Origin of the sequence: Pedobacter nototheniae (assembly GCF_004335085.1) — a bacterium.
In the GTDB taxonomy this organism is placed as follows: Bacteria; Bacteroidota; Bacteroidia; order Sphingobacteriales; family Sphingobacteriaceae; genus Pedobacter; species Pedobacter nototheniae.
Genome location: NZ_RQRS01000002.1, coordinates 213111 through 227873 on the forward strand (window position 1 = coordinate 213111; position 14763 = coordinate 227873).

The window sequence follows — 14763 nt, forward strand, 5'->3', positions numbered from 1 at the left end:
GTTAATTTTTAGTTTTATTAAATATTTCTTCAATAGATTCTTTTAAAATTTCATCTTTATACAAGTAAAAATCTGGCATTTTATCCTTCGGAACTTTAAGGAGATAAGAACTTTGTGTTGATCTTTTTATTTCGAAATCAGGGTTTAAATCTATTATCTCTTTATAGGTTAATTCCAGTTTTCTGGCGATAACAATCAACGAATATCCTGTCGAAATTGAACATGTAAGATAATTGCATAATAATGGTTCATTTGCCTTCAATGCTATTTTTCCGCCTAAAAACCAATCATTTGGCATTTTATTGTTAACTATATAAGAAACGCTAATAAATTTTTTAACGTGATTTTGCGTCTCTTTAGGTAATAGACTCTCAATCTTCCAATAAGATGAAGAATTCATTTGGATCATAGCCTTTTTCACCCTGTTTGGACCACAATTATAGGCTGCAACAACTAATAACCAATCGCCGAAAGTATTATGCAATTCTTTTAACAGTTTACAAGCGGCGTAGGTACTTTTATAAAAATCCATTCTTTCATCCACTCGATCTTTATTTTTTAAGCCAAAACTATTAGCCTCATGTTGAATAAATTGCCAAGGCCCCACAGCACCAGCTTTTGAAATACTTTTATTCTCCAATTCTGACTCTATAATTGCCAATGCACCTAGTTCTTTAGGGATGCTATAAGTTTCTAAAGCATGGGAGAAAAATTTTAGTAAAGTACCATTCTTCTTTTTTAGCATGACAAATCTTTTTTCATATCGATTAATATAGTTTTCAATATAAATTTTATTGGCTGTGCTAATGTCCTCTGGATAACTCAATCCATAACTTGATACAAAAGCTGTATCGATAGTGTTTTTCGATTTTAATTGATTCCGTGCACAAACTTTTGTAAATGATAATATCACCAGCAAAACCGTAATACACCACTTGATTTTTATATTAAAACCGATCATTTCCCATAGCTTTTCATTAATATTTGTGCATGATGTTAGGGCAATTTATCAGCAGGTAACCAGTAATAAGCCATCCCATTATTGTAAAATCTATACTTATTATTGCTTACATTTTGCTGTAACCATATCGCCGTATATCTACAAGTGTTTATAAAATTTATCATATCCGCCATCTTCATCTGCTTCTCTCGGGTAATCATTTTTAACGTTTTACTTTCCCATAATGGGTTTATTGATTTATTTCCAGTTAAGCAAACCAATACATCCGAAAAACTCATATCGGTTAAGACACCATGTTCAAGCTTTATTTTTTTTCTTTTCAAATAGGTCGACATTGCTTCTTTAAAATGTGCAGAAATTTCACTTCTATAAGCAAAATTTCGGGAACCATTTCCGGCTAACATTAGTAAGTTTTGAGTAATTTGATCGTATTCCTGCTCGGATACCAGCAAACCAAACCTAATATTATTTACAGAATCGGGCACAGCTTTATAGTTGAACCATGCAGGGATATAAAATGGCTTGTTTATATTGTTAAATGTTTTTAGAAATAAAGGGGGCAAGTTTTGGTTTTTATATCCAGAATAATAATATTGAAGGGAAGGTTCAATCCTGGTATTTAAAAGGCCAATAGTATTGAAAAATCGATTAAGTGATGATTCAATTTTTGTATTATCAAGCGCCACTTTATTCATCAATCCAATAAGACTATGTTCTAAAATAGAGGCCGACATAATTTCTCCTCGCTCAGGAAAAACCACGTATCCTTGTGTCATTGCCTTCTCAGGATAATCCAAATAATACACACCAGAATCACTCTTAGCCAATGCGAAAGTAGATTCTTTAAGTACATCGCGGATATCTACCATTTTTTCCTTTTTCAACAACGCTATATTGGCAGCAGATTTTAATACTAAATCTTTTGCTTGTAGCACAAAATCATTGTATGCTGGGTTTGATAAACTCTGCGTTTGAAAAATAAGCATTCTTGCGTTTACATAGCTCAACCGATTTATTATATCACTCCAACCAGTCGAATTTGAACCAAAATCATTTCCTGCACCACCAATAAGTACAATTATATTACTCTCGTTTTTGTTCTTTTCTAAAAGTGAAGTCGCCCGTTTTAACCCTGAAAATACAGATTGAGTTATGTTATCATCATTACATTGATTTATTCTTTCCTGCTGCAATTTTAAAAATTGAGCAATACTTCTGTAGTCATCCGTTAAAGGTAACTGTGTGTAATCATAGCAACTTCCTCCTAAATCATCTTTATAAACTATAGCTCCATATTTAAAAGAATCAAAGCTACCTGCCGTATCACGATACATTTGTAAATTTTGCATAATGGTAGAAACATAAGGCATATATTTTCCATTCTCAGCCCCCCCATCTACAACAAAAATTAAATTAACATTTTTCTGATCTTTAATAATTTGCTTGTAACGGGTATAAGTAATGGTACGACCTGCAATGTTCATTACCTCATTTTTACTTTTATCGAGCACATTTGCAAAAACGCCAGTTTTAATTAAACTTGCTGTAGAATCATTTTTTGCTGATATAATTTTTTGTACAGGATAAATATTTTCAAGCCTATTTATCGGCTTTGTATCGGTAGATTTAGAGTAAAAAGGGATTCCATAAGATTCCTTTGATTTATCTATTTCAAATTCATTCCAGTAAAAATCTACCGAAAGATCATGATTTGGTTCCATGCCCAACCTGGTTCCCCAAAATTGAACTACATCCTTTGATATCCACCCACCTATAACCAGCTTAACATTATCTGGAGTAACCTGAGTTGATTTACCTATTAAATATTGTTTTCCATCATCCGACTGTTTGAAAATATAGAACAGATTTTCGGTTGCACATTTCTTTTTTAGGGTATCATTTAATAAGGGACTACCAAAAAGCATTAAGGAATCTTTTTCTAAATACTTTTTAAAGTTGGCAAATATTGACTCGTCTTTATAACAAGTAACTGCTTTGACAAAAAACTTTGAATTGTTTTCTTTTATCGCCGTTCGCCATAATAACAATTTACTTTTATGTACCCAACCCAAGTATTCGGCAGATTTACGATCAATAGTACCACTTTTAGGATTATTTAAAAGAGAGGGGTTATATTTAATCAGCTCCAAATAATCGTCCTTTTTATTAATTACGTAACAAGCCTCCAATAAATCTATTTTTTTTAACTGCATATCGCTACCAGGTGATTTGTAGGTAACATTATTATTTCGATCAGAAAAAACATACCAGCGTTCATTTTCTGTGAAATACCCTTCATCTAATTCGATATCAATATCGGCTATACGATAACTTTGTGTTTGAGGACTTAATTTTATTCTTGTTTTTGATTTAAATATGTCAAGCCCAAATTGTGCGTTGGCTAAAAATGGACTAAAAAACATTATGACAAACAGTAAAAAATACTGACTCCAATTGTTATTTCCACTTATTTGTCTGCGTATTTTCATGTTATTTTTTAGGTTGAACAGCTTATTTACTCTGTTTTACTTCTATCATTTTTATACAATTCTGCTCTTCATTTGGGGTCAGTTTTACGGCCTGAATGGTTAATTTTGATTCAAATTGTAACCCAAGACAATAGCTATTAAAATCATTTATTTTTTGCCCATTTATTTTCACAACAGTTTTCTCATTACCACATAAATATTTCTTTATTAGGTAATAATAATGTTCATTAAACTTTTCTCCATTGGCTATTTTTTGCAAATGCGACTTAAAATCCACTCCGTATTTTGAATAAACATCTTCAACATTTACTAAACTATCTTCGGCTAACTTAAAAGAAGGCAGAATATTAATTTTATGTCTAATTGGATATTCACTATTATCGGTATAAAGCAACACTGTATAGGTACCCGGCTCTTTATAGAAATATTGCACAAATTTCTCTTTAGAATCAATAAAGTTAGTTTCACCAAACTTCCATCTATATTGTGTTGCGCCTTTACCAATTGCTCTAAATGTTAAATTTTCAAATTGCAGACCCGTTTTTGGTGCTTCAATTATTGCTATAGAATCTATAAGTGGAACGATAAGAGCGGTATCTTTTACGGTTACATAAAAAGTATCCAGATAGCTGGCATTAATTTTTAATTGCACCATATAGTTGCCTGCTTTCGTAAAACGATGTTTTCCTGATTTTGAAAAAGATATATTCCCATCTCCGAAATTCCACATCCACTTCTTTGCAAAATCAGATGAATCTTTAAAAACAATTGAATCCTTTGTGGATAGCGTCCGGGGTGAAACTCCAGCATTTATATCATTAGAAGATGGGAGAAATAATTTAGCGCCGAAAATAATTAGCCCCAACAAAATACCAATTAATAAGGTTAGCAAAATAACTTTTAAAGTATTTTTATTCTTAAATCCCTTTCTTTCTTCACCATCCAAATGGTTATCTATAATACTGTTCATTTAGTTCTCAGTTTCATATTATGGTTAATTTTTAAATCTGTATTTATTTTATTTTTTCTCAGAGCAACGATTTTTATATTGTAATGCATTATATCTCGTCGATCTATATTATTTTTTTAAATTTTCGTATAGGTCATCAATTAATATTGCTTTTTTGTTTTTAACAACATCTTCAATACTTGTATTGCCATCTTTAAAAAATAAATTATTAATAACTGTTAGCAGGTAAATGTGCTTGTCCTTATTCACGGCATAATAAACTTGCTCGTCCCCTATATCATAACATCTTTTATTATAATCTCTTCTTATTAACTTGCGAGTAAAATCGGAATACTTTAAAATATTTTGAAAAGCTACCTTAGATGAAGTATTGTTATCGAAAACATATTCTTCTACGATAATATCATTCTTTTGATTTTTTAAATAATACATTTCATTCTTAATCAAACCTTTGTAAAAAGTAGAATTACATCCCGACAAATTTCCTTTAAAATAATCCTGTTTTTTAACTTCTATTATTTTAAGTCCATTTTTAATTTTAAAGTTTTGAAATAAAGCTTTAAAATTAAAATCATTATTTGCCCCTTTCCCAGTTTCTTTTTGTTTATCGCATGTATGAACACACAGGCACACAAGAATTATTATAATATTTTTCATTTTAAAATCTATTAACAATCGCAAATCTTTAGCAGTTCAAATATGGTTGAATCTATAGACGCATCCGCAGATTTATTACCGTTTATTGCTCCAGCAACAATTTTATCTCCTCTGTAAAACTTCCTTGCAGAATATATCCATTCTTGCATCTTTCTTTCAAACTCAGATTGTTTAAAATCTCTTGCTCCCCCTCCATCTTCTATATATATAAATGACGGGGCAGAATCGGTACCAGTAATTTCTAATTTGCCTATCTTAAGTTTACTGACAGAATCTTTTGTAACAACCACGATCGTGGAGTGATACTCTGCACCCATGCCAACTGCAAAAACCCTTATGGAACCTTTTTCAGTTAATTCCACTAATTTTGAGGTTATATTGGTTACAATGTCTGAACCTTGCTTTCCTAAACGATCTGAGTCGATGTTGCCATGGGATCTTGATGTTAATCTTTTACCCTTATATGTAGGTGCTATATTTTGAATTCTTTTGTAATATTTAGCGTCCAGAGATGTAATGGCAGAAGATAATGTTCCAGTTGTTGTTATTTTTGCAGTTTGTGGTAAGCCATACAATGCTTTCAAATTACTCGCCAATGCTCTTAAACAACACATTGCACAATTTCGATTTGGATCGTTCAATCCAGATAAACCGTTTTCAATTAATCTATTTATTTTAACAAGCTCACAACACTTCTCAAATTGAATTCTTCCGCAAAAGACATTTGTAACACTATAATGATACCAATCATTATCATCTGCAAAAAAATCAATGTATGCGTCATTCTTTAAATCTTTCGACGATATTTTTAATAATAACTTCCAACCATATTTTACTGTAACCTGTATTGATGATAGAATTGTCACTCCAACACCCATTGCTGTAATCTTTCCTTTGTTATCATTCGCTTTTAAGTTCCCTTGTTTTACACAGAATCTTAAAATAACTTCATCTGCACGAATTGATAACTTCTCTAAAGGTTGATCCTGCTTGTCAGCATCAAGATAATTTGACAGTTTAGTTGTTTTTTTATTTATTTTTTCTATTAATTTAAACCCATTTTGAGGGTACGTTTTATCTAATGATACAACAGGAACAAAATCATTATCGAGAACTCTTTTTTCCTCTTCCCAACCTTTAAAGTAATGCATTCCTTCAGCGGCATAAATTACTTGCCTACTTTCATGCGTTATTTGCTCAAAATCTTCAGTATAGGTTTCTGATTCAACTAAAAAGCTTTTAAAAATTCGTGTAATGGTTCCTCCAAGTCTCATGTTTACCCGTGTTTAGTGGTTTCTCCGGTTTTATAATTAATGTCTTTCATGGATTAATTACATTTTAAATTGTCAAAATCATTTATAATTGAATCATTTTTTTTGTTGATCAGATATATTTTCATCGTTTATTTCCAGATTATTTTTTTGTTTTTCCGCTTTGCCGCCAAACATTCTTCAACCGTGTATTTTATGGGACAATCAAAACAGTTATATTTTTCATCATTATCTTCAAAAAAATCATAAAAATTAACTTGTCCTTTGATTCCTATTTTAAGGGACTGACTACAAATTAATGTTGAAGAAAATGGTTCAAAATCGTCTTTCGTTATTCTTTTATTATATATATTATGAGTAAAGCTCATTTTCTTTATAATGTATAGTTGATTGTTAATTGTGGTAAGATAAAGCCAATACCTATCTCCATTGTCAACACTGTTAATTTTAACAATGGCAGTATTATTACTATTTATTGCAACCCGTACAATAAAACAATTATTAAAATAGCTTTGAATTAAACTGCCATTTTCTCTTCCGTTTATCTGCACAGGAATTTTTATTTCGAAAATTTTATTAAAAATCTTTATTTTGGAAATAGAGTAACAGCTTTCACAGTCATAATTAGTTTTTTGATATAAAAATCCAACTAATTTATTTTTCTCATAAACTGCTATTTTAGGCCTGTTCTGAGCCAAGATGCTAAAAGAACAAAAAAGTAAAAAGATTATTATTTTCATACACTATTTATACTTTTTCTCTGAGCAACTATTTTCATACATATTTGTAATATCTATTGTATCTTTTTTCTTTAGTATTTTTAATTGACAAATTTCATGAATGCCATAATGATAATAAGCGATTGAAAATGCTCGTTTTAACTGATACGTACTTTGTTTATTCTTTTGGAAAACAATTGAATCTTCCCATATTGTATTAGATTGTCTTATTATTCTTAAATTAACATCTCCGTTTATTTTGTCCCTTAATATAAAGGAGAGTGGCATTCTTGAGGCTATAAGTCTTGTTTTTAAATTGTATTTTTGTTTAAATACCTTTTCAAAGGAAAGATTTAGTAAAATAGGTGAATCTAAATTGATTTTATCCCAATCCAAACTATCATAAGGAATACTAATTTCACCGAATCGCTTAAAGTTTATATTTAGCGAAAGGGGTTTTAAATTTTCTCTTGCATTATTTAATAAAATATCCTTTTTTTCAAAATCTTTTATTTTTTTTTCCTTCATCAACGAACCATTTTTACATTGAGTGATAAAAAAGCAAAGGGCTATTAATGGAATCAGTATATTATTTCTTAACATTATCCCCTCCTTTTTTATGGATTAATTACATTTTAAACTGTCAAAATCATTTATGATTGAATCATCTCAATAAATAATTTTTTTAAGACCTTCTTTTCTTTGTATGTAATAAATCGTATTTACATTAAGTTGACTATCTACAAACAAACGCGAAAATTTATATAGATAATTATGCACATCTGAACCTTTTAGAGCTGGTTTTATAAATTCAATTTTTGCTATTGTATCATTCATAGTTTTATTAAAATCAGGATATTTATCATCAATATCCGTTATAATAAATATCCCATCTATTTTATTGATGCTACCATTGAATGCGTATTGAATAAAAAAATCTTTATAATTTGCTTGAACTAAAAATTTATTTGGAGAAAAATTATACATTCTTTTTTTTGGCAAAAATTTTCTTAATTCTACTCCATGATATCCAATACTTGGAAATACTATTTCAGTTTTTTCAACTCCTTGTTTCAAAATTGTTGTATCTATAAATTTAGCACTGTCAAAACTGAACTTTCTATTTAAATAAATAGTATCCTCACCTTTTATTATCAAGTATTTCTGAATCTTGTAACTATTGTTTTCTTTCTTATTTATAACATTTTCGGGCATAGTTCTTATTGTTTTCTGATTACAAGAATTTAAAAGTATAAACAATAAGAAAAGGTTATATTTTATTAATACATGCATTTTCATAATTAATTATTTTCATTATTGCTGCAAATGCTTCTTTTCTTTCTTTTAAATGTTTTAATGCCGGATTTATCCGTCGTGTAACTTTTGAAACATCTTTTTCCATTGCCACATTATTTATATCCATATATTGCCCATTAATAACACTACCAAAACGCCAAAACCAACATGATGTATCTGCTGCTACTTCTAAATCGGTAGCTACTTTTGATTTATTCTCTCCCGATATATTGATTATTGCATTTTTTTTATCGTTTGAATATTTAATATAATTTTCTTCTAAACTTATTTGTATGAATCCCCTCCCTCTATATGGATCGTATTTCTTTACATAATCATTATCCCCCTCTATTGTCTTTGTAAACCATTGTGTTTCAACAAACATTTGTGATAAAAAATGCATTTTCTTAATACATGTATCTATCTCGTATTTTGAAAAAGCTAGATTTAAGACTTCGGTTAAATTTTTAAATGTCTGGTCTTTTTTTTGCACAACTTCATTTGAATATTTACACTTAGTAGCATTATCAAAGAATAACTTCTCTTTGTGTAAATTATACATCGGATATTCTTTTCCGCCATCCTTATAAAAAGAATTTTTCCTAATTGTTATAATCAAATTCTTTAATTCCTCCACAGTAAAATCCCTATCACAATAACAACTAGAAAAAATTACCTCACCACAATAAACATTGCTTACACCGCCATCAAAAAATAGGTCGTTGTCATTGGCATAAAACTTTATTTGGTGTATCTTTTTAGTCGCATCGATTTCTAATTCAAAAGTGTCACCGTATTTTTTGTCTTTTAATTCGTTTCTTATTATTTCTTTTCCGTTTCCATCAAAAAACACAGCGGTAATGTTACCACCATCACTATCGTTAGCTTTAGGATTACCTTTAGTTACGTTGAATTTTAGTTTTGCATTCCCCTTATTAACAAGCAGTTTTATTTCCTTAACTTCTGGCTTACGGAGCTTTTCTTCAATACAAGCATCTAAAGTCAAGGTTTTATCTTTTACAACTTTTATGTTGTACTGATGGTCATTGCTTTCAATAATGTTTACAACAGGAATAAATGCATTATCCAGATCCCTTTTTTCCTCTTCCCAATCTTTAAAGTAATGTGTTCCTTCGGCAGTATAAATTACTTGCCTACTTTCATGAGTTATCTGCTCAAAATCTTCAGTATAGGTTTCTGATTCAACTAAAAAGCTTTCAAAAATTCTCGTAATGGTTCCTCCAGGTCTCATGTTTACCCGTGTTTAGTGGTTTCTCCGGTTTTAGAATTAATATCTCTCTTAGAATTAAAGACAATTATATCATCCGTTTCAGATTTTTTTTCTCCACCATGCTCCTTAACATCTTTGGCCTTTGTTTGTCTTTCGCCCAAAGCTACCTCCAAAATATTAGCTGCTCTTAGTTCATAATCAGCTCCTGCATTACTGGTAATCATAGCCCCTGCAGTTTCCGAAATATTTATACCAGCCAAACTAACAATGTTTAAACCTGCATTTACATCGACATTTAAAGCTGCGTTGATGATTACGTTGGCGCCTGCGTTCATGGTAATATTTTGTGGAGCATTAATTGTTATGTTGCCTGCACCATCCATGTACCAGCTGTTTCCACTGGGATCGGAAACCGTAATACTTCCCTGGCTATCATCATCATTTAATGATATTTGCACCCCACTTCTTGTAGTGATGGTTTTAAGGTGATTTTTACTTTTTCCACCCGCAGCAATTTGTCCATGAAAAGCCGATCCTGTTACAAAAGGTCTGTCTGGATTACCATTTTCAAAATCAACCATTACCTGGTCGCCAACTTCGGGTATAAACACAAAACCTCTATTTTGCGCAACCGAATTGCTTTTGCCAGCATCAGGGCTTAATACCCTAATCCAATCCGTTTCATGTCTTTCAGATCGAATAAGTTCATCATGCTTCCATCCTATAAACTCTACAACCACACGCCCTTGATTTACTGGATCGTTATTTTTAACAACAAGAGCTAGCATAGGATAAGTGATAGGTTGTTCAAAACCCATTTTTAACGGCACCTCTGCTCCAGCTGGTATTGCTTTAAAATTATTGCTATACATACCGTTAATAAGTAATTCATGCTCAGCATAAATAATACGCATTTGAGGATGTATAGAACTTTCACCTTGCCGTTTAAATTCAAAATTGACAAGTGCTCCTATGTCAATTCTTAAATTGGTTGTTTCGCCTTCCATTAAATAAGAAGTAGCAACATTGGATGCAGCGATAGATTTAGCTTTTGCAGTAAGAATTTCAGCATTGGCGGATAGCATCTGAATGGGTATGGTACTCTTTTCATAATACAACTTTCCTGAACGTTTGTAAGCATCTTGTGCAGTTGAACCAATATTTCCATTATAATTTTTCGCATCTTGGTTCAGCTTTCTATCATTGGCGGCATCGTAGTCGACTATTGTTGATTGTACGGGAACTGTAAGTAATGATAAACTCACTTTTGTACAATCGCTACCATAAATTAGTGGAATGGGTGACTCATTTTTAGCGGCACCAAAAATCACTCCTTTGCCATCACAGTAAAGCCAGTTTCCAGTAATGTCAGCTAAGCGTTTAAGATAATTCCATGCAGTTTCGTTAAACCTTGAAGAATACGCCAAAACAGGATTAGCTTTTATGGTATTAATAAGATATGTACGCATAATTTCCATTGGTTTACAAAGCGTACTTACTACAGTTGAGAGGTTTTGACTAGTAAAACTTTCAAAATGTTTGGCTCCATCTAGCAAAATAGTTGGCGAAAAGCCTTTTAATTCTAAAATTCCCTCGGCAAGCCCATCATTCACTAATTTTACTTCAGTAATGATAAATTTATTTTCTAGTGGATTATCTTGTGGATTGCTTACATTAAAAATAGATACCTCGGTTAGCTTTCCGAGCAGGGATTGAGCATCTTCAATAACAAATAAGCCAACTTCCTGAATAACCTCATGCTTAAAGTGCATAGTAAGCTCATTATGCTTGCCAATGTGTTGTTTAATATTAACTTTTAGGATAGGAGATATTTTTTTATTATCAATGTACACCCAACAGCCCACGCGTTGAGGTTCTGTTAAATAGTGCATTTTATTCTGTTGTGCCATATAAGTTTTGTTAAAATAAATTCGTAATCCTTTGTGTAAGCTCAATTGTTTGTCGCAATAACGCCCTGCATTTTTTTTAACTCAACCTTTTTGCCCTTGGTAAGCAGGTAACAGCGGTAATATCGGTTCGCTCTATCTATATCTACAATTAGTTCTCCTTGCTGGTGAGGATCATTGCCATAAACCTCAGTATAAGCCTTTAACATTTCATCTTCATTAAATATTACAGGTAACCAAAAGTTTGATAGCTGTTTTGTTTCTTCATTAAGGATGCCCCAATCGATATAAATTTCATGTAAACGGGCACATTGTTTAAATGGATTCTCGCTAATGGCTTTTAAAAAGCGGACTTCTTCTTCTCCGTTGCTGTACACAAGTGTAATTTCGCGAGGATTGACTTCTACCTCCTGATCGAAACGAACAACAGGATGCCAGTTAAAACGCTCGCGGTAGGTGTCCCATAAACCTAATGGTACATCATGCTCTTTAATATATTTTATGCCTTCTTCACCCAAAGCAAATTTTGAATACTCGCCAGGCTTTTCCAATTCTGGATCTAAAGAGTAATTAAAATTCTTTAAATCGAATTTGGTTTTGCGGGCTTTAAAATGGGCCAACTCAACCGTAATACCTTGTGGCCCCCGGAGCCATACCGAAACCGTACCACCTGGTGCCATCCCCGCTATTATGGTGCTGTAAGTATAATGCCGTGTACTATCTCCCCCAAGCCATGATTCATATCCTTTTTGAAAAAGCGCAAGCATTTTATCATAAGGCAAGGTAAAGCTACCCTCGTAAAACTGATCTTCAGCATAAGATAACCATTTAATATCCAGTTTAACAGGCAGCAACTTCGGCTCTCCGCTTCCTCCTGAACTAATGCCATTATGTCCCCAATGATTGGTGGGGCTTATAGGTTTACTTAGTGCACCTCCGCCCGAACCATCTACTGCTGTAAAACTTACGGTTACAGGTTCTGCCGGATAATTTGCTGGTGATGAGGCACCACCTTCCCATTGAAATTTTTCGTCCATTTTTTTTTGTTTGCATGCTAATAAACTACAGGTAAGAAGTATAAGCAGGGTGAGGTTAAATAGTTTTTTCATATTAGCCGGCTAAAATTAAACGTGTACGTTTACCATTCTCTATTCGTGGGTAATTTACCTTTACATAATTTCTGTTGTAATAAGCATTCCAATGCAAATATTTATGCCGTAATTCACGTAAATCACGTTGTTCCTGCATCTCCTTTTTACATGGATCGCTCCAATTTGCTGAATCTTCCATATCTGTATCATGCTTTTTTAATATTTCAGCAAAATATTTAAAGGTTAATGCTGGTGCTCCATTAAAGACTTGTGCATGTAAGCGTTTTTTTGTATCTAATAGCAAAGGAATATTTTCTATTAAATACTTTTTTTCAACAGTGACCTTCAGTATAGGAATAGGATTATTTTTAAATCTGGTCATATTTAAATTTGTCATTATTTCGGCCATTAAATGACAGGGTATAAAACTATATTTATTAGATATGGACTGTTTACGATGACCTTCGAGCGTAAAACCCCGGAAGTAAGAGTTGCTAGAATGTGTGGTTAACTCATCGGCAGCAAACCAACCCTGATTAATTAAATCCAATCGCTCTGCCTTAATAAATTTTTCGTTATTATTATTAACACCTTCTTTAGTATCGTTTACAAGCATTTGTGTGCCTGCTTGGGTATTGAATACAACTAAATCGCTAAAATTATCGGCATAACATCCTCCAACATCACTATGCACCCCAGGCAAGCTAAAACTTTTGCTCAGTTTACCTGATTTATTAAATAATTGACTTAGCTGCCCTGGTGTTTCTCTTGCACTACGGATATCGGTTAATGAAAAATTCCCTCTATGTTCATCGGCTGCAGTAAAATGAAAAATAGTTCTGGCTTTAGCAATGGCATTTAAGTGCAGCTCTGCGGTATCATTTTTAAACATTTCTGGTGCATCGGTTCCAGTATCGGGCATAGAATTGATTAATGCAGCATTATGATAAGAAGATACCGTATCGTATAAACCTGCAAAGCGAATTACTATGGTTTTTATTGTTACGTTGGCTTGCCTGCAATATGCACCCAAATACCCGTATTCGGGAAAATCAGTTAGTTTAATGTCTTCATTTCCTTTAATTTTATTTCCTTGCTCATCTTCAAAGCTTAAAACCGCTTTGTTACCCATCTCATCTTTTTTATCTATACTTTTTTGGGCGGGTTTGGTTATTTCATGAATAAAATGCCGGGCTGCAGCAGCACCTCTACTGAAACCAAATAAATCAACTGTTAATATATTTACTTCTTTTATGTTATTCTTTTTAACAATACTTGAAGAACTTAACGTATCAGCAACTAACTGACAGGCATGTTTTACACGAAGTGGTATTCCTGTGGAGCCTTTAGCTAAACCTGCTCCAGCTTTTGTATCATCTTCCTTTTGCCAGGTCGTGCCCATACCCTGAATATATTGTGCAAAAACATATTTATCTTCATCCTGATTATAATTATTATACAAACGGGCTACATTAGAATACTCATTTTCATAACTACTGGTATGGTCATCTTTATGTATTTCTTTATAAATTTCGCTTTGCATTTTACGTTCGTCCGTATTATGAAAGTTATTGCCTGTACCATCAAAAAACATAGCCATTGTTACATTTATGACCGAACCAACAGGTTGAACAGGCGTTTTTTTAGCAGAGCCTAATTTTACCCGGCCTACACCTTTGGGTGCCACTGTTAAAGCATCGGCTTTTAGTTTTAACTGATGGGTATTAATTAAAGGGTTAATTGATTGTAATACACCCTTATTGGCATTGTTAAAGTTTTTTTGACTGGTAACCGCAGTTTGCCCATGCCAAGTTACATTAATACAATCTTTAGCACCAAAAGCGCAGCTCGCTTTACTATTATCGTGTAAGGGATGCCCCCCGTTTTCTATTTGTATTTTTGTATGGATATTACTCCACTCTGTTACGTTTACTTTACATGGATTATTATTCAGTTTAGCACATGAACCAAAGAAAGGAGCCTCAAAGGGCTGCCCTATTTCTTTGTGGGTGGCCATCAGCTTTTTAATGCCTTTCTCATCATTAATATAATGCTTGCCTTGGGTGAGCACTTTTAATTTAGCCGTGGCTTTACCAAAAGTGCACTTACAGGCTGCACCAGCACATAACAGATAATTATCTTTCGTAACCATTTTATTTTAAATAAATTCG

The 14763-nt window shown here is 32.4% G+C and carries 12 protein-coding genes; all 12 read right to left on the reverse strand.

Features of this window, described 5'->3' with window-relative positions; all coding sequences use genetic code 11:
• Position 1 precedes the first annotated feature (1 nt).
• Complete coding sequence (locus EHC72_RS02830) at positions 2–961, reverse strand: lytic transglycosylase domain-containing protein (RefSeq protein ID WP_131535970.1); 960 nt, start codon at positions 959–961, stop codon at positions 2–4.
• A 35-nt stretch (positions 962–996) separates the two neighbouring features.
• A complete protein-coding gene (tssR, locus tag EHC72_RS02835) occupies positions 997–3450 on the reverse strand; it encodes a type VI secretion system protein TssR domain-containing protein (RefSeq protein ID WP_131535971.1) in 2454 nt (817 codons plus the stop codon).
• Positions 3451–3472: 22 nt separating this feature from the next.
• Complete coding sequence (locus EHC72_RS02840) at positions 3473–4420, reverse strand: PKD domain-containing protein (RefSeq protein WP_131535972.1); 948 nt, start codon at positions 4418–4420, stop codon at positions 3473–3475.
• A gap of 108 nt (positions 4421–4528) precedes the next feature.
• Positions 4529–5077, reverse strand: coding sequence for a hypothetical protein (locus tag EHC72_RS02845; RefSeq protein WP_131535973.1), 549 nt, complete (start codon positions 5075–5077; stop codon positions 4529–4531).
• An 11-nt stretch (positions 5078–5088) separates the two neighbouring features.
• The gene (locus EHC72_RS02850) at positions 5089–6351 is read right to left on the reverse strand and encodes a hypothetical protein (protein WP_131535974.1); all 1263 of its coding nucleotides are present in this window, start codon (positions 6349–6351) and stop codon (positions 5089–5091) included.
• Between the two features lie 128 nt (positions 6352–6479).
• Entirely contained in the window at positions 6480–7088 is a 609-nt protein-coding gene (locus EHC72_RS02855; protein WP_131535975.1) for a hypothetical protein, read from the reverse strand.
• Positions 7089–7091: 3 nt separating this feature from the next.
• Positions 7092–7670: a hypothetical protein gene (locus tag EHC72_RS02860; RefSeq protein ID WP_131535976.1), complete on the reverse strand. Its 579-nt coding sequence runs from the start codon at positions 7668–7670 to the stop codon at positions 7092–7094.
• Between the two features lie 66 nt (positions 7671–7736).
• Positions 7737–8282: a hypothetical protein gene (locus EHC72_RS02865; RefSeq protein WP_131535977.1), complete on the reverse strand. Its 546-nt coding sequence runs from the start codon at positions 8280–8282 to the stop codon at positions 7737–7739.
• Positions 8283–8337: 55 nt separating this feature from the next.
• Positions 8338–9615: a hypothetical protein gene (locus EHC72_RS02870; protein WP_131535978.1), complete on the reverse strand. Its 1278-nt coding sequence runs from the start codon at positions 9613–9615 to the stop codon at positions 8338–8340.
• 2 nt (positions 9616–9617) lie between these two features.
• Complete coding sequence (locus EHC72_RS02875) at positions 9618–11504, reverse strand: phage baseplate assembly protein V (RefSeq protein WP_131535979.1); 1887 nt, start codon at positions 11502–11504, stop codon at positions 9618–9620.
• A 41-nt stretch (positions 11505–11545) separates the two neighbouring features.
• Entirely contained in the window at positions 11546–12538 is a 993-nt protein-coding gene (locus EHC72_RS02880) for a DUF2931 family protein (RefSeq protein WP_246029363.1), read from the reverse strand.
• A gap of 73 nt (positions 12539–12611) precedes the next feature.
• Complete coding sequence (locus EHC72_RS02885) at positions 12612–14744, reverse strand: phospholipase effector Tle1 domain-containing protein (RefSeq protein WP_131535981.1); 2133 nt, start codon at positions 14742–14744, stop codon at positions 12612–12614.
• Between the last annotated feature and the right edge of the window lie 19 nt (positions 14745–14763).